20 protein-coding genes are annotated in these 19,174 nt (G+C 56.4%); 8 read left to right on the top strand and 12 right to left on the bottom strand.

Going from position 1 to position 19,174, the window contains the following annotated elements:
* Positions 1-3 precede the first annotated feature (3 nt).
* The 6 genes from AC1RM7_RS18760 to AC1RM7_RS18735 all read left to right on the top strand — a co-directional run bounded on the left by AC1RM7_RS18760 (position 4) and on the right by AC1RM7_RS18735 (position 6,879).
* A complete protein-coding gene (locus AC1RM7_RS18760) occupies positions 4-468 on the top strand; it encodes a hypothetical protein (protein ID WP_425991820.1) in 465 nt (154 codons plus the stop codon).
* A complete protein-coding gene (locus tag AC1RM7_RS18755; RefSeq protein WP_425991818.1) occupies positions 465-1,901 on the top strand; it encodes a HesA/MoeB/ThiF family protein in 1,437 nt (478 codons plus the stop codon). The genes AC1RM7_RS18760 and AC1RM7_RS18755 overlap by 4 nt, the downstream gene beginning before the upstream one ends.
* Positions 1,902-1,905: 4 nt before the next feature.
* Positions 1,906-2,778 carry an SMODS domain-containing nucleotidyltransferase gene (locus AC1RM7_RS18750; protein WP_492838842.1) on the top strand — a complete coding sequence of 291 codons (873 nt, stop codon included), beginning with the start codon at positions 1,906-1,908 and terminating at the stop codon, positions 2,776-2,778.
* A gap of 9 nt (positions 2,779-2,787) precedes the next feature.
* On the top strand, positions 2,788-4,245 hold the full coding sequence (locus AC1RM7_RS18745) for an SAVED domain-containing protein (RefSeq protein ID WP_425991814.1): 1,458 nt from the start codon (positions 2,788-2,790) through the stop codon (positions 4,243-4,245).
* Positions 4,196-4,753, top strand: a complete 558-nt coding sequence (locus AC1RM7_RS18740; RefSeq protein WP_492838844.1) for a hypothetical protein — start codon at positions 4,196-4,198, stop codon at positions 4,751-4,753. Before AC1RM7_RS18745 ends, AC1RM7_RS18740 begins: the two co-directional genes overlap by 50 nt.
* Positions 4,754-4,818: 65 nt before the next feature.
* Positions 4,819-6,879 carry a hypothetical protein gene (locus AC1RM7_RS18735; protein ID WP_492838845.1) on the top strand — a complete coding sequence of 687 codons (2,061 nt, stop codon included), beginning with the start codon at positions 4,819-4,821 and terminating at the stop codon, positions 6,877-6,879.
* 232 nt (positions 6,880-7,111) lie between these two features.
* Here the strand turns inward: AC1RM7_RS18735 and AC1RM7_RS18730 are convergent, their stop codons facing one another.
* The 5 genes from AC1RM7_RS18730 to AC1RM7_RS18710 all read right to left on the bottom strand — a co-directional run bounded on the left by AC1RM7_RS18730 (position 7,112) and on the right by AC1RM7_RS18710 (position 10,195).
* Positions 7,112-8,647, bottom strand: coding sequence for a recombinase family protein (locus AC1RM7_RS18730; RefSeq protein ID WP_425992941.1), 1,536 nt, complete (start codon positions 8,645-8,647; stop codon positions 7,112-7,114).
* Positions 8,637-9,080, bottom strand: a complete 444-nt coding sequence (locus tag AC1RM7_RS18725; protein ID WP_492838847.1) for a DUF2924 domain-containing protein — start codon at positions 9,078-9,080, stop codon at positions 8,637-8,639. The genes AC1RM7_RS18730 and AC1RM7_RS18725 overlap by 11 nt, the downstream gene beginning before the upstream one ends.
* 38 nt (positions 9,081-9,118) lie before the next feature.
* Entirely contained in the window at positions 9,119-9,466 is a 348-nt protein-coding gene (locus AC1RM7_RS18720; protein WP_425991807.1) for a DUF3489 domain-containing protein, read from the bottom strand.
* Positions 9,467-9,562: 96 nt separating this feature from the next.
* Positions 9,563-9,784 carry a hypothetical protein gene (locus AC1RM7_RS18715; protein ID WP_425992939.1) on the bottom strand — a complete coding sequence of 74 codons (222 nt, stop codon included), beginning with the start codon at positions 9,782-9,784 and terminating at the stop codon, positions 9,563-9,565.
* A 135-nt stretch (positions 9,785-9,919) separates the two neighbouring features.
* Complete coding sequence (locus AC1RM7_RS18710; protein ID WP_425992937.1) at positions 9,920-10,195, bottom strand: helix-turn-helix domain-containing protein; 276 nt, start codon at positions 10,193-10,195, stop codon at positions 9,920-9,922.
* 214 nt (positions 10,196-10,409) lie between these two features.
* Here AC1RM7_RS18710 and AC1RM7_RS18705 point away from each other — a divergent pair, with 214 nt between their 5' ends.
* The gene (locus AC1RM7_RS18705; RefSeq protein ID WP_425991805.1) at positions 10,410-10,979 is read left to right on the top strand and encodes a hypothetical protein; all 570 of its coding nucleotides are present in this window, start codon (positions 10,410-10,412) and stop codon (positions 10,977-10,979) included.
* A 149-nt stretch (positions 10,980-11,128) separates the two neighbouring features.
* Here the strand turns inward: AC1RM7_RS18705 and terL are convergent, their stop codons facing one another.
* The 6 genes from terL to AC1RM7_RS18675 form a co-directional block, all read right to left on the bottom strand.
* Positions 11,129-12,523: a phage terminase large subunit gene (terL, locus tag AC1RM7_RS18700; RefSeq protein ID WP_425991803.1), complete on the bottom strand. Its 1,395-nt coding sequence runs from the start codon at positions 12,521-12,523 to the stop codon at positions 11,129-11,131.
* A gap of 5 nt (positions 12,524-12,528) precedes the next feature.
* Positions 12,529-12,951 carry a DUF5681 domain-containing protein gene (locus tag AC1RM7_RS18695; protein ID WP_425991801.1) on the bottom strand — a complete coding sequence of 141 codons (423 nt, stop codon included), beginning with the start codon at positions 12,949-12,951 and terminating at the stop codon, positions 12,529-12,531.
* Between the two features lie 4 nt (positions 12,952-12,955).
* Positions 12,956-14,284, bottom strand: a complete 1,329-nt coding sequence (locus tag AC1RM7_RS18690; RefSeq protein ID WP_492943910.1) for a site-specific DNA-methyltransferase — start codon at positions 14,282-14,284, stop codon at positions 12,956-12,958.
* 92 nt (positions 14,285-14,376) lie between these two features.
* Positions 14,377-14,580: a hypothetical protein gene (locus AC1RM7_RS18685; RefSeq protein ID WP_492838852.1), complete on the bottom strand. Its 204-nt coding sequence runs from the start codon at positions 14,578-14,580 to the stop codon at positions 14,377-14,379.
* Between the two features lie 69 nt (positions 14,581-14,649).
* On the bottom strand, positions 14,650-15,327 hold the full coding sequence (locus AC1RM7_RS18680) for a hypothetical protein (RefSeq protein ID WP_425991799.1): 678 nt from the start codon (positions 15,325-15,327) through the stop codon (positions 14,650-14,652).
* A 197-nt stretch (positions 15,328-15,524) separates the two neighbouring features.
* A complete protein-coding gene (locus tag AC1RM7_RS18675) occupies positions 15,525-15,863 on the bottom strand; it encodes a hypothetical protein (protein ID WP_492838855.1) in 339 nt (112 codons plus the stop codon).
* A gap of 426 nt (positions 15,864-16,289) precedes the next feature.
* Between AC1RM7_RS18675 and AC1RM7_RS18670 the strand changes: the two genes are divergently transcribed.
* Positions 16,290-18,335 carry a carbohydrate porin gene (locus tag AC1RM7_RS18670; RefSeq protein ID WP_492838857.1) on the top strand — a complete coding sequence of 682 codons (2,046 nt, stop codon included), beginning with the start codon at positions 16,290-16,292 and terminating at the stop codon, positions 18,333-18,335.
* 93 nt (positions 18,336-18,428) lie between these two features.
* On the opposite strand, the gene AC1RM7_RS18665 is transcribed toward AC1RM7_RS18670, so the two are convergent.
* A complete protein-coding gene (locus AC1RM7_RS18665; RefSeq protein ID WP_492838859.1) occupies positions 18,429-19,169 on the bottom strand; it encodes a flagellar hook-basal body complex protein in 741 nt (246 codons plus the stop codon).
* Between the last annotated feature and the right edge of the window lie 5 nt (positions 19,170-19,174).

The raw sequence follows: 19,174 nt of genomic DNA, 5'->3' as shown, positions 1-19,174 counted from the left end.
CCGATGTGGACACAAGGACAGCGTCAGCGCCTCGCAACAGAGCATCAAATTCTTCAGAACGAGGGGTTCACTCAGTTTTCTGTCTGGCATCATTCTGCGTCTGACACCTACACCGCCTCTGGCTTCGCGACCTCTAGCGCGGGAAAAAACTATCATCTTTGGATGCCGATCCCATCCGGCTTTCCTACGCAGCGCCCACCGCTTTACGTCATTAATCCGCACCCACTGCGTAAAGCGAACGGCACGTCAATTTCTACACTTGGGGTCTCGCATGCGATGCACACCTTGCAGCCGCACGACAATGGATACGTCCAGATTTGCCACTGGCGGGATGCTCGCTGGCACTCGGGAATCGTTTTGCAAAAGGTGTTCCTGAAAGGCCACCTTTGGATTGAAGCGTACGAGCAGCATCTCGCTACTGGGCGCGACTTGGCCGATTTCGTTCGCACGATGGCGGAGAATGCATGACAACCAACCCTGTCCAAAGCCAGATGATCCGCGAAGCGATGCAAGCCATCGCCGAGCGCAAACCGGGCAAATCAAAGCTCGTCTACGACAAGACGAAGCGAACGATCGTCGCCGTCGCCGAGGGCGCACAGACACCGAAAGCGCTGAACATTACGGCTGACGATGCCGACATGTTCGCTGTTGTAACTCTGTCGGCCGAATGGCTTCGCAGCCATTGGTCTGCGTTAAAGAAAACCGGCCGGTTGCGCATTTCGTTCAGTTCTTGGGACGGCGGTGATGCGTTGACCCAATCGGAGCTGTGTGTGCAGCCAAGCTCCAGCCGCGTCGAGGGGTGGCTCCAGATCACCGGACAGCCCAGTTCTGAGGTCAACATCACCCTCTCGCCTGTCGATGCCGGTGCGTCGCAGCGAGCGGCGTTTGTAGCGCCCGACGGGACAGCCTATCGCGCGAAAGCCGCCTCACAAAATGGACAACCGCTCGACGTTGAGTTTGCCGACGTGGAACCGCAGCTGGATTTGCGTCGCGCCGGCATCCTTGAAACGGCTGTACTCAAGGACAAAACGGCGCTTTGCATTGGACTCGGAACCGGAGGCGCATTCGTCGCGGTCGAGCTCGCGAAGTGTGGGGTCGGGCGTTTCGTGCTCGTGGATCGCGATCGGCTTTCGGTCGGCAATGTGGTGCGACACCCCGGTGGCATCTCTCACGTTGGGCGTTCGAAGGTAAACGTCCTGCGCGATCTTATCTTGGAGAAGAACCCGAAGGCGGAAGTCGAGAGTCATGCCATTGCGGTTGGATTCGATACGCGAGATGCAATCGCGCAGATGGTGAAAGGCGCTGATGTCGTGATTTGCGGCACCGACAATCGCCAAAGCAAGCTTTTAATCAACGAGCTGTGCGTCGATGCCGACATCCCTGCTGTGTACGGCGGCGCATTTCGCCGCGCGTATGGCGGGCAGGTTCTGCGCGTTAGGCCGAAGCAATCCCCCTGCCAGCAATGCTTTGTTTCAGCTCTGCCCGATGAGGCTGCCGACGTAGAGATTTCGACAGAGGCTGACGCAGGGGAGATCGCCTATTCGGATCAGCCGGTTGCCGTCGAGCCGGGCTTGTCGCTCGATGTCCTGCCAATAGCTAATTTACTTGCCAAACTCGCGCTGCTTGAGTTGCTGGCCGATAAGTCTTCCACGCTAAACGCACTGCGCCGAGATTTCGACGCGCCTTGGTATCTCTGGCTCAATCGGCCCGAGCCGGGTACCCAATACGCCACCATGCCGCCGCTCAGCGAAAGCAGCGACGAGATGACCATCAACCGCTGGTACGGCGTTTATTTCGATCGCGATGATTCCTGCCCAGTATGTGGTGACTTCCTTGCCGGAATTGCGGCTTCATACGGGCTTGATCCAGCGAAGTTGCCAGCACTCCCGGAAGGGAGCTGACAGCGTGGAGCTTAATGGCAGTTTCAGCACCTATCTTAGCTCAATTGAGCCAGACGAGGACGCGGTCTCGAAGGCCAAGTCTGCCCATGAGAAAGTTCGCGAAAAGCTCAAGAGCGACGACGAAGCAAAGGACGCGCATAAGGACACGTTCTTATCGGGCTCGTACGCGCGGCATACCGCGATCCACAACATCAACGATGTCGACGTGATATGCTTGGTCGACATTGACCACACCATCACCGAGCCGGAGGTGGTATTGAGTTGGTTGAAGGGCGTGCTTTCAAAATACTACAGTGAAACGCGGCTCCAGGGGCGTTCGATCGGGGCAAGCGCAGCCAAGGGTGTGTGGCTTGACATTGTTCCGGGCACACCGATGTCTGCCGATGATGGCCCTCTCTGGATTCCGGATCGCGACGCAAAGGAGTGGGTGCAGGCCCATCCTAAGGGCCAGCTCGCTGCGTCAACGAGCAGGAACAAAGCGACAGACGGCTACTACGTTCCGACGGCTAAATTGCTCAAGTCATGGCGCGACCGGCTGCCGACCGAGAAGTCGAAGCCGAAGTCATACATTCTGGAAACGCTGATCCATCAGGCCATAGGAAATCCGATTTCCTATGCTTGTGCTGTCGTGAACGTGCTTGAAGGCATCCACAATAGTTACAGCTGGTACCGCGGAACGAATATGGTGCCCCAAATGCCCGATCCGGGCTATCCGTCGGTCAACGTGGCAAAGCGATGGTCGAGCGGTGACTTCGACGCGTTTCTCGACCAAGTGAAGTCGGCTGCTCAAACAGCTCGCCAAGCCCTTGACGCGATCGATGAGGCGGAAAGCAAGAAGCTCTGGCGTAAGCTGTTTGGCTCTACTTTCGGGCAATAGGTCAACACGATGGCGAAAGCACCATTAAATCCAGGCTCTCTCGTCACCCCGTCTGCCATGGGCGGTATCGTGGGAGGCAAGGGCTTTGATTTTCAGACGCGCTACACGGTGTGCCACTTACCTGTTTGGCTGACTCAAGGCGGCTTCCAGCAGATATTTTCCGAAGGTACCGGCGACATCGATGTGCGGTACGTCGCCGATGGAAAGTCAACGCGGCAGCACATCCAAACGAAGGATCATGATGTTACGCCGAGCGAGTTCAAGGAGGTTGTCGATACCTTCATGACAAGCGACGCGGGCATGCCCGGCGTGTATGAGCGTTTCACGCTAGCCTGTCCGTCACTTTCTCAGCAGCTTCGTCCGGTCGAGACAGGGCTCGCGCGGTTGCGCAATGCGAGCCCATTTTATGACGATGCGCCTTCCGCCCTAGCACCGACGAAAGAAGATGTGGATGCGCGTATGCGCAGCCATGCTTTGAACGATGCGCAGATCCAATTTATTCACGATAAAGTTTTTATCGAAGTTGGCCATGGTGACCTTGCGCATGATGAGCGTGCTCTTGACATTTTCATTGCGCGCCTCCTGAAGCATCCAGAGTTTGCCGACAAAATCCGCGCGATGGTGCAGCCGGCTTACGCCGAGATGATCCGCTATGTCAGTGCAAGCAAGGGAAATGTTCTTGATCGCTCGTCGATCGAGGGTTTCCTTCGTGCTGCCGTCCTATCCAGCTTGTCTTCCGAAGCGAGGGTGACGCTTTGGCTTCAGAATTGGACGAAAGAGGCTTTCGATCCGCCAGCGGACTACGAGTTAGACTGGACCGCGCATTTTGACCGGCAGTCCCGCCGGGTTCCGACCGCTGATGTTTGGAATTCAGACCTGATCCCGCAGATCAATGCCCTTAAGTCCAAAATTCTCGCGGCAGGCGCTGTTCGGAGCATTCGCCTTCGAGGCAAATGTGCGTTGTCGACCGGAGTTGCGCTCGGCGCGGCTTTTCCGAATGTGGGAGGCTGGACATTTGAGATACCCCAGCCGCCCGCCAAGGAGCCGTGGCGATCCGATGCAACGCCAACCCCGAACTATCGATTGGAAGAAGAAATCATCGAGGGACAACCAACCGGCGCTGACCTAGTGCTTGGCCTGAACATTCGCGGCGATGGGCGCGAGGACGTTTTGCGCTATGTTCAATCAACCGGGCAGATACCGCAAGCGTATGTCTTTCTTTCTCCGTCAAGCCAAGGAGCCCTATCCATCGGCGGAGCCGAGGATGCAATTGCGATGGCATCAGCCATTCGTGAACGGCTCGGAGTTCTTCTGAAGGCGCGTCAAGTGCGGACAACGCGACTGTTCTTCTACGGACCCTTTGCGCTTTCCGTGTTTGTCGGGCAACAGCTGACGTCCATTGGTGAGGTTCAGCTGTTTGAGTACCAAGACCCCAGCTATGTTCCGAGCGCCTTGCTTCGAACGTAATCCACGTGAGGGCGAAACTCGCATGCTTACGACCGAACAGCTCCTCAACGGGCTACCACCAGACCTGACGCTGCGGTTCTTCGCCAAATTCGCCCGAATGGAATTCGCGTTGAAGCAGCGTCGCCTGCTCCGCTTCACGGCGGAGGGGGAGGTGGCGCAGATTGGTCAGCCGAGCCTTGTCGTCCGCCTCGGAGCTGAATTCTTTGCGGCCGTTCATTCTGCGCAGATGGCTGAGACTTTGATCGCAATCCCGCCGAAGCACTTTCTCGTCGGTGGCAACGGCGGCGTGGAATTCGGTGCGCAGCCCGCTGCCATCGAGACGACCTCCGATTTGATCGGCGCGACTTGGCGTGTCCGCAACAATCTCTTTCACGGCAACAAGCTGTTTCCGGCAAACCGCGAGCGAGACGAGCGTTTGATGACGGATGCGTTGGCCGTGCTCGACATGATTCTGCAGGCGCTGCCCGATGTATCGTCAGCCTTTCAGGAACCTCAGCAATACTTTTGAGCCAAGTTTTTTCACAATCCATTGGAGTAAAAGCCTTAGCTCTGACACCAAAGAGGAATTTGCGGATGAACCTTCAAGAATTTGAAGCCGCAGTTGACGCGTGCCCTGACGAGATCACTCCAAAACTAGATAGCTTGGAAGCACTCTACGAGTATGTCGGACTGCCGGTCGAAAGTTCCTTTTCGCGAAACGAAGCGGCGCAAGAACTTTACCGGAAAATCGTCTTGGCTTTTCCCGCCGGCCGGCAGACCGTTTGGAAGCGTTGCCGTGACCTTCTTGAAGAGCTCATTCAGGATCACGTGCTCGACGGGAAGCCGCTCGATCCGTATTTCGAGGTTCTGGAGCACCTACGAGATGCCGTTCGCGCAGAAGGCGCAACTCCCGGCGATATCAAAGGCGATTGGAACGCGGCAATCCGGCATGCGTTCGATCACACGCGCGTAAGCAACTGGGACACGAGCGCGACGCGCGAGAACACCCACACCCGCGAGTTCGAACTGGCAAGGGCCGCTAGACGCTTGCGCGAAGCGGGCTGCAAGCTGCTGCGAACAGGGCATTACCTGAGCCTGGCACCAGAGTCCGAAATGCTCTTAGTTGAAAGGCTCGAAGCAGCCATAGCGCAGATTGGCGGACTGAACGCTGCACGCCGTGTCTTTGCTCAGATCACGCCGCTCTATCGCGAGGTGTACGAACGGTATGATCTGGTCAAGCGGCCTAGCATGATGGGTGGTGGGAAGCCCCAGATACCGTTTGGCTATATCCTTATGCTTGCGGCGAAGCACTTCATTGGGAAGAAGCCAAACCAAGACACCGATGCGAACTGGTTAAGTATGCTTCGTTTGGCAAGTGACTACGCCGCCGTGTTCGACGTGCAGGAATACGCACCGAGCGTCTGGCGGAACATAGATGCAGCCGAACTCATTGTGTATCTCCGTGAGGTCGCGCAATTCGACACGCTCTTTCGCCTTCCGCAAATCCGAGCCTCCGATATGGACACCATTATTCGAGGCATCCTCCGTGACCTTGATTTCGACGAGAAGCGGGGCGGCGGCTGGACCCTGAACGACCTGCTGACGATCCTTCAGGTATTGCTGGACGGCTCCAAGGCAAAGCGGGGACCTCACTGGTTCGATACCGACAAGATTTTAACCGCGCAGTCAGGCCTTGATCTCATCACCGTCACGGCCGCTCTTAACGAGGTGTTCAGTCATCCAAAAACGGGGGCAAATCCGAATTTCTCGAAACCGACGGACGGGCCGACGGACGATCCGGGTGGCCGAGAACTCGGTCACAATTTTTACACACGTCCTCTACTTACCGCGGATGAGAAAACGTATTGGCTGCTGGATCGGTCGATGTGTTCAACGTCTTGCTTTGAAGCCATTCTAGGAGCAGCGCGAAGCACCGAGCAGAAGCTGGACCAGAAGCTTGGCGCTACGATCGAGGCGTTCTTGCGCGATAAGTTTCACGACCATCAGATTACGACAGTGTCGGGCGACTATGATGTCGATCGTGAGCACGGCGAATGCGATATCGTCGTCGAGACGGAAGAAGTGATCGTCTTCTTTGAAATCAAGAAGAAGCCATTCACCCGTCGCGCTCAAGCCGGGTCAGATGCGCACGTTCTGCTTGACCTTGCCGAAAGCCTTGTTTCCGCGCAAGTTCAGGCGGGGTGGCACGAGGTGCGCTTGCGGAAGTACGGTTATATTGACCTCGATGAGAAGGGCCAAAAGTATAGGTTGGAGTTGAAAGGTCGGCACATCGAGCGCATTGCAGTCTCGCTACTTCAATATGGAAGCTTTCAAGACCGGATTTTCCTTAAGCAACTCCTCGAAGGAATAATGAACGCGTCTTTTACAAGCCCTGACCCCTTGGTGAACAAGAAGATGACGGCCCTCAACGCCTCGTTGAATGAATTGCGCGACCAGTTTGCGGCGCTTCACCCGGGACAAATGGAAGTCAGAGCGCCTTTTTTCCATTGCTGGTTCTTGAGCGTTCCGCAATTGCTTGCTCTGCTCGATGGCGTGACGGGGCCCGCCGAGTTCAAAAGAACGCTGTGGCAGACGAGGGGTGTGGTTACGGGAACAGCGGACTTCTATTACGAACTTGCCTTCATGCAGCGGTAACTCCGCGGATGCCTTCACCCGGCGAAATCCGGCGAAAACGCACTTTGCCAACTGCCCTTTCAATGTCGAAAGTGCAGGGGCATGTGCAGTCTCTACAGTACCTGTCGCGACAGCTTGCCCTCGACGAGGGGCGCGACAACGATATCGTGCGCGTTGATTGATGCTGTCTTAAATATGAAGCGGTTTGGCACGTGTCGTTCCGGTCATGAAACGCTGAGAGTTAAAGGCCTGATCAGAAGCCCAAAGCCTGGTATTGGTCGCGCCATGTAAGCGGCAGAGTCTTCGGGATCAGCACCAAGGACAACGTCGCTGGCTGATCTCCGTTAAAGATAGCGCCGGCGATATTCGGCGACAAAAACGCATAACGCAGCTCCTGGCGTACCAACTTTGGGTGCAGGTTAACAGAAGCCGCTAGCGCCTCGACGGTGTCGAAGCTGTTGTTCTGCAGATCACGTAGCCATGCATGGGCTCGAACAATGGCTTGAACCAGTTTTGCATCGGGCTGCCGTTCGCCGTTCTCCTCAATGATAGTTGCCGAACTCGGTTGGAACATCTGCCAAGGGATCGAGAATTTGTTCGATCGAATCTTTGCTGCTGGCGTGGCGGTAATTTTGATAGCGCGGCTACTTAGTTCGGCACGTGACACAAAGCTCCCAACAATATCCGCATTCGTCACGGCCTGACCGATCTTCAACCTTTCCCGCAAGGCATTGATCAGCGCCTGTTCGATATCGGAAGCCGGGACGCGTGCGACCGATCCGGCATCGGCTTTGCGGCCGCGCAGTAGGGCTGAGCTGACATAGAAACGATAGCGGGCACCATTCTTCGACGAAAAGCTCGGGCTCATGGCATTTCCGCGATCATCAAAGAGTTTGCCCATCAGGAGAGCACCGCTTTCAGATCGTTTCACCTTCCTTTTAGTCTTGCTCGACGCCAACAGTTCTTGAACCTTGTCGAAGGTTTTGCGGTCGATGATCGCCTTATGCTCGCCGGGATACCATTTGCCGCCGTGACCAGTCTCACCGATGTAAACTCGGTTTTTCAGGAAATGAGCAAGGGGGCCGTAGGTGAACGGGATGCCGCCGTTGAACTTCTTGACCTTGGTGTTCCGCCGCTTGGTCACGATGCCACGCTTGTCGAGATCGGTTACAAGGCGGCTAAACGATTGCAAATCGATGTAACGCCGAAAGATGATGCGGACGGTTTCTGCTTCGGTGGGATCGATGACGAGTTTCTTGTCCTTGGCCACATAACCGAGCGGCACCGTGCCGCCAGTCCATTTTCCTTTCCTACGGGAGGCTGCCACCTTGTCCCGGACGCGCTCCGAGGACAGCTCGCGCTCGAATTGGGCGAACGACAGCAGGACGTTCAGTGTGAGCCGTCCCATCGAGGTGGTGGTATTAAACTGCTGGGTCACGGCCACGAAAGAGATCGATCTGGCGTCGAACGCCTCGACCAGTTTGGCGAAATCAGCCAGTGAACGGGTGAGGCGGTCGATCTTGTAGACGACGACCACATCGACCTTGCCGGCGTCGATATCCTTCAAAAGTTGCTGGAGGGCAGGGCGTTCAAGGTTGCCGCCGGAGAATGCCGGGTCGTCATAGGGCTGCTTGATGACCTTCCAGCCGAGCGATGCCTGGCTCTTTATATACGCCTCGCAAGCCTCCCGTTGGGCATCGAGCGAATTGAATTCCAGCTCGAGGCCATGCTCGGTCGATTTGCGCGTATAGATCGCGCAGCGGAGGGTTTTGGGAACGCTACTTGCCATCTGCGGCACCTTGAGACTTGGACCGTAGCCCGAAGAACCGCGGTCCATTCCAGTTGGTCCCGGCAATCAAGGATGCGATCTCGGAGAGGCCTGCATAGGTTTTGCCCTCATAGGCAAAGCCGTCCGGACGAACCACGACGCGGTAGGTCTTTCCCTTCCATGTCCGAACCAGCTCGGAGCCGGGCTTGATCCGGCGCGGTAAATCGAGCTTTCCGTTGGGCTTAGCGGCCATGGCTTTCACGAGCTGGTCTAGGAGGCGCTTGGTCGGACCGGGCAGTCGGCCATAGGCCTTTTCCTGAATCCGATGGGCGATGCTGCGCCGGAGCAGATCCGGACCGAACGCTTTTGGCGGATCCGTTCGCAGTACTTCCCGGTAACGTTTGCGCAGTTCGACAATAGGAGCTGTTGCCAGCCGATCCAGTTCGGCTTCCACCGCCGGATCGGCTGACTTCATGGGTAAGGAGGCTCGGATCATTTCGCGGTGCCCGGTTTTGTGATCCGGTACACGCGCTGGCCATCAGTTTTCGCTGACGTCAGGTTTAGCTTGAGCTTCTTCCGCACGGCTCCAGCGAAGAAGCCGCGCACTGAATGTTGCTGCCAATCAGTTGCTTTCATGATGGCGGCGACGGTAGTTCCGGACGGGGCGCGGAGCATCTCAATCACCTTGTCCTGTTTGGACACGACCACCTTCGGCGACTTCGGCGTTACCGGCTTCTTCGGCGCGGGCGACTGAGCTTTCGGAGCAGATTTCGCCGATCGCTTTGCTGCCGGTGTGGATCGTCCGGTCTTGCGAGGGGGCTTTCGATTGCTGGTGGCCATTTCAGTTCTCCTGCGTGCATGACAGCATCATGTGCCGCCACTGCCGCAAGCCCGTCGGTTGCCGACGGGCCGAGAACCTTTCAGTTGGAGAGAGCTTTACTCGCTCGACAACCGGTTGAGTAGCGAAGCTGCATCCTGCAAGCGGCCGGTCTCATAGAATATCTGTTCGAGATCCATCGAAACTCTTACGCCTTCAGCTACGCTGCCAGCCAGCGCGCAGGCCTCGGCGGCCTTGGCAATCCGCGCGGCCTCGCCAAGGCGAATACCGATCTCGGTAAGGATTAGGCCAATTGCCTGTTCTGTAATTTTGCGATCCATCATTCTGCCTCCGGTTCACGGCGACAGTGACGCTCCACGTGCCAGCGAAGTCGAGCAGAAACGCAGCAATCTAGTGGCTCTTATCAGCCGGTCCGGATCACAAAATGATCCAACAGGATACCTAAGCTGCACGGCCTATTTGGCCGGGCGCTTGGCCGCGGCCTTGGGTGCGCCTTTTCCGCCAACGTAGTCTTTGAACAGTTTGACCGGATCGGCGCCAAGCGCGCGCGCAATGGCCGTGAACTCGATGATATCAAGGCGGCGTTCGCCGTTCTCATACTTGGCGACAAAGGATTGAGGTCGGCCGAGTTTCCTGGCCAAGGCTTGTTGCCGGATGTCCGCTGATTTTCGCACTGCGACAAGCAGGTCGATTAACCGGGCATAATCCGCGGATTTGAGGGTCTTTTGCATACGCCGCCCGGGCCGTGAATCGGCGGCGAGCAATTTGATCCTGAAAATGGATTATCCCAAAATAGGATTATATTAACTGAGGTTGGCGATAGTGGCACCGATGGCCCTAGTCCTCGTGGACTTCTACCCCACGGGAAGCGATGTGCTGACCCACCCAAGTCGGGCTTTCGAGGCGCGGCGGACGGGCACACGAAGCAAAAGTTGGGAGTTGTTGATGAATATTGTGATCAAGGCGGCCTTGGGCTGCGCACTGGGATTTATCGTCGTCGGAGCACTTGTCGGCGGTGGCCGGAGTGCGGTGCCACCGGCTCCGAGCGTCCCTCTGCCATCCGATCAGGCCCGCTTCATAGCCGCCATCACGCAGGCACGATCCAAGTTCACATCGGCTCCGAATGAATTGGCCGCAGGCGGAATGCGCAATGCCAGGCAGAAGACGATTTGTAGCGCTCTCCAAGGCCAGAGCGCCTCGGGATGGATCGGTAAAGTCGCCTATCTCTCTACCAACGGCGATGGCAAAGGCGTGATCACCCTTGAACTTGCGCCCGGCTTGCAAGTTTCAACCTGGAATAACGCCATATCGGACTATTCTGATAAGACCCTGATTGACCCAGATACCCAGTTTTTCAAGTCTCTCGCCGCAATGAAGCGTGGCGACACCGTGAGGTTCTCGGGCGGGTTCTTTCCGTCGAACCTCGACTGCGTGGGAGAGCAAAGCGTGACTATCGCTGGATCGATGAAGAGCCCGGTCTTCACCATGCGTTTCTCATCGATCCGCAAGCTCTAGTCGCACAACCTCGCCCTCCTCGCGCTACGAGCGAGCGATGTTCGTATCGATTCGCGCCTTCCTAGAAGGCGGACTCTGTTGGGCGCTAATCAGCTTGATGCAACATCGAACATCGCGTTGCTGCGCATATCAACCATTTGATCGCGCATTCACCCCACCCAAGATAGCGTCGTATCATAGCCGCCCTTGTACGAAAGCGCTTGGCTGAGACTATCGACCTGATCATCGTGTTTGCCCTGCGGGAAGGTCAGAAGCTCGGTTTCGAGCTGCGCCAAGAAAGGCGCTTTCCGGGGAAACAGCACGAGACCACCTTCAAACTTGGCTTGGTGCACGAACAGGCGGCCTTGCTTATCGCGCTCGATGGGCACGGGCATGACCGTGTAGATACCGCTTTGCTTAAGCTCTTGAGCCAGAGCGATACCGGTTGATGCATCCTCAACCAGTATTTTGAGTGGGTCGTATCGTTGCGCGAGCGCAATCGCAGTGGCGCGTAGCTGGGGATACTCATAACGTCCCCTTGTGACGTCCATCAGATAGAAGTGTTTATCTACCAACAACCATGTCGTGCAGACTGACCAGTCGTTCTGGCTACCGACCTTGGCGGCCGTGTCCCACGATTGAATGACTTTGGTTCGATAGCTGCGTTCCGGCAATTGATCGTAGTAGCGCAGCCAATCACGTTTGATCATCCCGCCGCCGTCGGGAACTGGAGATTGCTGATACTGGGCGCCGAAGATTCCGGAACCCATTTCGGTGCGAAGCTTTTCCAGCGTTGCGAGAGTCTCGTACGCGGGATGAAGAGCTTGGCCGGCGCGGCGCGCGTGGAACTGCCCTTCACCGATCTCCACTTTCTCATCGACCTCGGCAATGGCAGGCAGGCTGAGGACCTTCCAGTCCTTGGAATTTTCGACCAGAAATCCCGTCAGGTCGTGAAGATGAACCCGCTGCATGACCAGAATGATGACGCCCGTCGCTTTATTGTCGAGCCGCGAGAGCAGGGTATTCGTGAACCACTGGTTCAGGGAATTACGCAGCGTGTCGGATTGCGCATCTACTGGCTTTTGCGGATCATCCAGAATGATGATGTCACCGCCGAGGCCCGTCAGCGTTGCCGAAACGGAAGTTGACCGGCGAAAGCCGCGTCTGGTGGTGAAGACGTCGGAATCCGCAATACGATCGACGCGCATCGTCGGAAACGTTTTTCGATACCAAGCGGACTGAACAATCGCCCGGAAGTCGGCTGCGTGTTTGGCCGAGAGATCATTGCTGTAGCTCACGCCAAAGATCCGCAACTGAGGTTCATGGCCTAGCAAAAATGCCGGCAAAATCACCGACACCGTAAGCGACTTTAAGTACCGCGGCGGCATGTTGAGGATTAGACGGTTGACCTTGCCCTCTCGAATGAGCTGAAGCTGGTGCGCAATCGCCTTGATGTGCCAATTCGGCAGGTACTCAGCACCCGGATTGAGCATGAGAAAGCAGCGATGGAGGAAGCTTTCGAAGTCGTTGCGCAGAATGGAGTGCAGAAGATCTTGATCCTTCACTGTGTTCACTCCTTATCGGGATTCGATCGGAATTTGCTCAGGTAAGCATGAAGCACCGCCTTGTCGTCCGGATTGACCTCAGTCTCTGTGCTGTCTGTCGATGCGATTGCAGCCAAACGGTTCAACACGAAGGCTGCGCTCTTGGTGTTGCCCTTGAGTGAATCCTCTGCGAGCTTATGAAAAATTCCCTCCAATATGGTGATCTTGCGAACCTTGCCGTTCTGGCGGATTTCGATTTTGCGATTCAATAGCCCTACCAAAATGGTGGCCTCACTTTTGGCGCCCTTGGGTCGGCCTTTTGGATTGCCGCTTTTTCCGGGCTTGAATTGATTTGCCTTTGGCGGCTTGCCGTAGCCGACATCTTCGTCGCTCGACTTCAGCCGCACCCGCTTGCGGAAGACACGCTCAATTTTTGGGATCGAAGCCATTGTGTTAGATCCTTACGCGTTTGAGAGCAGGGGAAGCGGATCGCTCGGCGGTCACCTCGTCGAACGTCTGGCCGGTGGCCACGAGAACCGCGTCGCGCTTGGTGAATTCCTGCCAACGGCGGATAGCAACGTCGACGTACAAAGGATCGATTTCGATGCCGTAGGCGCGTCGGCTGACCTTTTCGGCGGCAAGAATGGTGGTGCCGGATCCCATAAAAGGATCGAGCACAATGTCGCCACGACGCGAACAGTCCCGCATGGCGTCGGCCACCAGGGCAACGGGTTTGACCGTTGGGTGAACGGTCAGCTCGGCGAGGCGATCTTTGCGGAACGTATTGACGCCGGCGTACTCCCAGACGTTCGATCTGGAGCGGCCAAACTTGCCGAGTTCGATATTGTTCTGGTGGCGGCCAGTGCCGTTCTTGAACACAAGGATTAGCTCATGCTGGGAGCGGTAGAAGCTGCCTTGCCCAGCGTTGGTTTTGACCCAAGCGATTATGTTTTTGAGCTCAGTGAAAGCTTCTTCGCCGGCCGCAAGGCACTCGCCAACGTGCCGCCAGTCCATGCAGCAGAAGACGATTGAACCGTCCTCTAAATACCGAGCGGCCAAGTGCATCCAGCTGGTAAGGAATTCAGTGAACTCGGCGCGCGACATCTCGCCGGAAGCTGCGGCAAACTCGCGGTGCTTGATTTTGCCGCGACCCTGAACGGAGCTAACTCGAACATTGTAAGGTGGGTCCGTAAACACCATGGCAGCTCGGGCGGTGCCCATCAGCTTTCTGACGTGCCCGGGCTCTCTGGAATCCCCGCACAACAGACGATGTTTGGACAGCGTCCATAAATCACCCGTCCGACTGACGGCCTTGGCTTCTATCTCGGGTACGGCATCGCCAGGCTCACGCTCAGAGTCGAGGTGATCGCTCATCAAGTTGTCAATCTCAGCAGTCTCAAAGCCGGTGAGTTCGATATTGAGCTGACATTCAGGAAGCAGAACCGCGAGCTCGCCGAGCTCCGCTGCAAGAACCGGATAATCCCATCCCGCGTTCGTCGGGATCTTGTTGTCCGCTATAGTAAGGAGGCGCTTCTTGGCGTTGCTTAGGCCCGACATGATTATTGTCGGCACTTCCTTAAGCCCGAGTTCGAGCGCGGCGAGATAGCGGCCATAGCCGCAAATAATGGTGCCGTCCTCATCGATCAAAATTGGATAGGTCCAACCGTAACAAAGGACTAGGTTTGCGATTTGTCGGATTTGCTTTTTTGAGTGCGTTCTTGTTTTACGTTTGGGCGCTCGCAATGAGCGTACAAGCGTCATGACGACGCGGTCGTGGGTCACAGTGAGCTCCTTTCATTTCGAAGGGAGCTCTTACATCCATCATTTTTTTGCTGAACGCATCAATCGCGATCAATGTGAGATTGTGGCAAGATTTAAGATCGGTTTTCCGAGGCTTTTGTACGCCGGCGGCGGGCTTGCCTGTTCGCTTTTGGTTTGGCCAAAAAGCGCTTCAACACACTGAGCCGCTGTGGACCGTCAACGATTCCTTCCAACGGTCCGCGATCGGCCGCTTCACGCGCCCGACGTTTCATATCCTCAATCGCACGCTTAGAAACTGTGACAAAAATCGTGGACATTGTATGCCTCCATTGCATGGAAGCTAATGATGTCACACGGGATGTCGTTGTCAGCCGCGCTGATCAAACTCAAATTGTGGCACGGCGGGGGCGCGCCCTTTTGTGACGAATTCCAAACTTGCTCAAGGTGTCGGAGATCTTTTGCTCCGATACAACCTTGCTGTTCGGATTATGCTTGAGCAGGTCGCCCTGTATTACCTTCAGATACGGAACATTGTCCAAGTCTCGAAGAGCACTGTAATTGAGAAGGTTCAATTCGCGCGCCATCGCAATGAAGTCAGGCCCTTGAGAACCGGCCGGAAGAGCGTAACACCGATCCTCCGCTTCCGCCGATGAAATCGTCTGATGGACGATCTGCCAATCACGTTCGGTGGTTTTGTACGGCAACTTCGCCGGAGTAATTTGAACTGCTCGGATAACCCTGCCGTCGATCAGGGTCACATTAACATCGCTGTCAACCATGGCGTCCGCCAACTCAACGGTTTCGAAATCAATCGACTCCGACCGATATCTGGCACGGCATATTTTTGAGCTGCGCAACCAAACTGTGTAAACGTGGCGATTACCGCGCTCAAATAGAAGTCCAGTGAGAGTGACAGCCTCGCCCGATGGCAGCGTTAAATCGCCACATGTTATCCTAGCTTGATCGCCGGATTGAAAGCCTGCTTCGTCGCTGAGCGCCGCGACCGCGTCCGCAACAGAAAGCATGTAAGGTTTCCGGTCGCTAAGATTGATGTGGACTGTCATGTCGAGCCTCGCGTACCCAAGATTCTCAGGTTGGTGAGCTCGGAGTATCTATGTCAAGTGCAGAGTGACCCGTTCCGGTGCGGCTGCAATCAGATCCGATCCGTGGGTTTTTTCGCGTAATGATGGATGAGTGTTTTAGGGGATGAAACCTGCACTAAAAAGCCCGCACTTCTGCGGGCTTTTTGCTTCTCCAGTTTTCAGTGGTGGCCCCAGTGGTGTCCGCCGTGATGACCACCATGGTGTCCGCCAAAATGTCCGCCTCCGAAACCAAATCCGATGCTCGGTCCACCGCCATAATAATAAGGCTGTGGGGCATAGTAAGCCTGCGGAGCATAGTAGCCGTAGCCCCCACCGTAAGGGCGAACGTGTCTATGGCGTGAGTGATGACGATGACGCCGATGCTGCGAACTGAACTCATTAATTTGCGCAGTGTGGGTTGCAGCCTGCGCCTTCACCGAGTTGTCTGCTGCATTGGCGGCGGAACCGCCGAGGAGCGCCGCTGCACCGACGGCAAATGCGATAGCTAGTTCTTTCATTTCTTTCCTGACTCCAAATACATGTCATGTGGAGCAATAATTACGATGGGAGATATCCGTTCCAGCTCTCCAGATTAAATTTGCGATAAGCCCTTGAACATTCATTCATATCGATGAACCCATCGCTGGGTTGACGAGGTTAACTGCGATGATGTTGCCCCTTGTGTCTTTCTCTAAAAGCCCGTCAGCCTCCGATAAAGGGACCGGTATAGACGTCTCAGATTTTGAGACGCTCTCCGTGCCGCTTAGAACCAACAACCCCAGGCCGTTGACGCCTACTAGTTTCGGACGAGCCGACGCTACGCGCGGCTTCCGGTAGCCGGGTACATGCCTGAGCTCGTTGCTATCCATTTCGCAAGAATCTTGTTGCAAGTTATTCGCAACAAGTATTTGATAGTCATTCGCAAGTAGCTCTGACAACTTAGAATGGCGACATTTTTTATGACGCTGCGAGGCCAAAACGTCATCGGCGAGCCGCGTCGCGGCGCGAATATCTTTAAAAGTCTGCTCGCCGGGATCGCGCTCGGGGCGCTGTCGTTCGAGGGTGCGCTGGCGGCCGACCAGCCTGGTGCTATGACGGTAAAAGCGCCGCGCATTGAAACTTACTTCGATTGGACCGGCCCCTATATCGGCGCTCATATGGGGTACGGCTGGGGGCGCACCAGCGCGACGCTGTTCGATCCGCTGCCGTCGGCGCTTTCCCACTCCTATAGCGGCATCAACGGCGGTGTGCAGGCCGGATATAATGTCGTCTTGCCCTCGCGGGTTTTGCTCGGCGTCGAGGCCGACATCACGTTTCCAAACTACATCAACTCTAACGCGGTGGTGTCGTCCCCAAGATCTGCGGAGGCTGGCCTGACGGAGAAAATGGATTACGTCGGCTCCGTGCGCGCGCGCCTCGGTTATGCCCGACCTTCATGGATGGTTTATGCGACTGGTGGATTCGCTTGGCAGGGCACACGGTTTGCCAGTGACCTGTCGGGCGGACTGGAAGAGAAAAGCATCCAGCGTCGCACCGGCTGGGCTGCCGGGGCCGGATTCGAATATGCCATCGATCCGCTCTGGTCGGCGCGGCTGGAGTATCTCTATTACGATTTCGGACCGGCCGACGTCCGGTTGCCGTCGGGAGCGCGCAATGCCTCGGCACTGGATTTCCAGACGCTTCGCATCGGCCTGAACCGCAAGATCGATTGGCCGGGGAGCACGGGATCGCAGCCAGTAGCGGCAAGGACCGCGCCGTCATCGGACATTTGGGAAATCCACGGACAGACCACCTACCTGTCGCAGGGCTATCCCGGATTTCATGCGCCCTACACGGGCACGAACAGCCTGACGCCCAGCCGCCAGTCGCAGGCGACATGGAGCAACAGCCTCTATCTGAATGCCCGGCTGTGGGACGGCGGCGAAGTCTACTTCAACCCTGAATTGCTTCAGGGCTTCGGCCTCAGCAATACCGTCGGCGTCGCCGGCTTTACCAGCGGCGAGGCGCAAAAATCGAACTTCCCTTATCCGCGCTTCAACCCGTCGCGATTTTACCTGCGCCAGACATTCGGCTTCGGCGGCAAGCAGGAAGAGTTGCCCAGCGGCCCCGGTCAACTCGCGGGGAAAGCGGACGTCTCACGGCTGACAGTACAGGCCGGAAAGTTCGCTGTGCCCGATGTGTTCGACGGCAATGCCTACGCCAAGGATCCCCGCAAGGACTTTATGAACTGGTCGATATGGGCGCCGGGCGCGTTCGACTATTCCGCCGACAAGGTCGGCCTGACATATGGCGTGACGGCCGAACTGAACCAGAGATACTGGGCGCTGCGCGCGGGTTATTTCCTGATGGTTTCGGAATCGAACTCAGGCAATTTCGACATGAAGGTGTTTCAGCGCGGCAACTACATCCTCGAGCTCGAAACGCGCTATTCGCTGTTTTCGCAGCCGGGGAAATTCCGCACCATCGCCTGGCTCAACAGTGCCTATTCCGGCGGTTACCGGGACACATTGAACGATCCGGCGCTCAATCTCGACATCAGCCAGACGCGCCGCGGGCGGATCAAATACGGCTACGTGTTCAACGTCGAGCAGGCGATCACTAGCGATATCGGCGTGTTCGGAAGGTGGAGCTGGAACGATGGCAAGACTGAAATCATGGTTTTCACCGACATCGACGCCAGCCTGTCGTTCGGCACGTCGATCAAGGGAACGTCATGGGGCCGGCCGGACGACGTCATCGGGATCGGCGGCGCGTTCAATGCCCTATCGAAGGACCATCGCGACTTTGTCGCGGCCGGCGGCCTCGGCGTGCTGATCGGTGACGGGCAAATCAATTACCGACAGGAGAAGATTCTTGAGATCTATTACGCATTGGCCGTTAACAAGCAGATCACGGCAACTGCCGACTATCAATTCATCGCCAACCCCGCTTACAATGCGGATCGCGGCCCGGTGTCGGTGTTCTCAGGCCGTCTGCGCGGAGAATTTTGACGTCGTCGTGCCCCGACGAAGAAGCACACAAGTTTCAGCATGCTTGAAAGTGCGCAGTCAAAAGCAGACCGGCCGACGTCAGTTCAGGCCTGACTAATCGGGTACATCAGCCAGCCTGTTTAACTCAGTCACGTCCTGTGAGCTTTTCAATAACTTGCTCACCATTTCGTAAGCTTTGTTGATTTCGGCCAGTCGGCTTATCTCGACGGTTGGCTGGATATTGGATTTTTCTACCATACCCTGCAGTACCTTCGCAGAGCCATCCGAAATTGCAGCCGGTGCGGAGTCCGATCGAAACAGATTTCCGCCGACCGCATGCAGATTGCCGCGTTCTGGAAATTGGACCAGTCGCAACCGGTCCAGTTCGCCCAGCTTGGTCGAAATCCGCCCGCTTGCGTCGATACTGATGCTGCCAGCTTGGGCGGGCACTGTTACTGCGCCATTTCCAGCTTGAACTGTGTGGCCCTCCATGGTGACCAGCCGGGCCGATTTATCAAGACTGAATGATCCGTCTCGGGTGTATCGCTCTCCCTGAGGGGTTTGAACGACGAAATAGGCATTTCCGTTGATCGCCAGGTCGAGCGGGTTCGTTGTGATCTGCAGCGCCCCCGGCGAATCCGCCGTAAATCCAAATGCAGCATCGACCAGAGAGACGGGACGTTCGGGTTTGACGCCGACGACCTGATTGTTTTCTGGTTTGAGGTACTCTTGAAAGGAAAGATGCTGAGCACGGAAGCCGGTAGTTTCGACGTTCGCAATGTTATTTGCCGCGACGTCGAGCTGACGCCTGAGAACCATCAGGCGCGAAAGATGGATAAGCGTGGTCTCTCCCACGGCGG

The organism is Afipia sp. GW822-FHT03D08 (assembly GCF_058801645.1).
This window is presented reverse-complemented; position numbering and strand designations above follow the sequence as displayed.

Coding starts and splice junctions, on each gene's coding strand:
- AC1RM7_RS18760 (WP_425991820.1), top strand. CDS start 4: ATGTGGACACAAGGACAGCGTCAGCGCCTCGCAACAGAGCATCAAATT.
- AC1RM7_RS18755 (WP_425991818.1), top strand. CDS start 465: ATGACAACCAACCCTGTCCAAAGCCAGATGATCCGCGAAGCGATGCAA.
- AC1RM7_RS18745 (WP_425991814.1), top strand. CDS start 2,788: ATGGCGAAAGCACCATTAAATCCAGGCTCTCTCGTCACCCCGTCTGCC.
- AC1RM7_RS18735 (WP_492838845.1), top strand. CDS start 4,819: ATGAACCTTCAAGAATTTGAAGCCGCAGTTGACGCGTGCCCTGACGAG.
- AC1RM7_RS18730 (WP_425992941.1), bottom strand. CDS start 8,647: ATGGCAAGTAGCGTTCCCAAAACCCTCCGCTGCGCGATCTATACGCGC.
- AC1RM7_RS18720 (WP_425991807.1), bottom strand. CDS start 9,466: ATGGCCACCAGCAATCGAAAGCCCCCTCGCAAGACCGGACGATCCACA.
- AC1RM7_RS18715 (WP_425992939.1), bottom strand. CDS start 9,784: ATGGATCGCAAAATTACAGAACAGGCAATTGGCCTAATCCTTACCGAG.
- AC1RM7_RS18710 (WP_425992937.1), bottom strand. CDS start 10,195: ATGCAAAAGACCCTCAAATCCGCGGATTATGCCCGGTTAATCGACCTG.
- AC1RM7_RS18705 (WP_425991805.1), top strand. CDS start 10,410: ATGAATATTGTGATCAAGGCGGCCTTGGGCTGCGCACTGGGATTTATC.
- AC1RM7_RS18695 (WP_425991801.1), bottom strand. CDS start 12,951: ATGGCTTCGATCCCAAAAATTGAGCGTGTCTTCCGCAAGCGGGTGCGG.
- AC1RM7_RS18685 (WP_492838852.1), bottom strand. CDS start 14,580: ATGTCCACGATTTTTGTCACAGTTTCTAAGCGTGCGATTGAGGATATG.
- AC1RM7_RS18680 (WP_425991799.1), bottom strand. CDS start 15,327: ATGACAGTCCACATCAATCTTAGCGACCGGAAACCTTACATGCTTTCT.
- AC1RM7_RS18675 (WP_492838855.1), bottom strand. CDS start 15,863: ATGAAAGAACTAGCTATCGCATTTGCCGTCGGTGCAGCGGCGCTCCTC.
- AC1RM7_RS18670 (WP_492838857.1), top strand. CDS start 16,290: ATGGCGACATTTTTTATGACGCTGCGAGGCCAAAACGTCATCGGCGAG.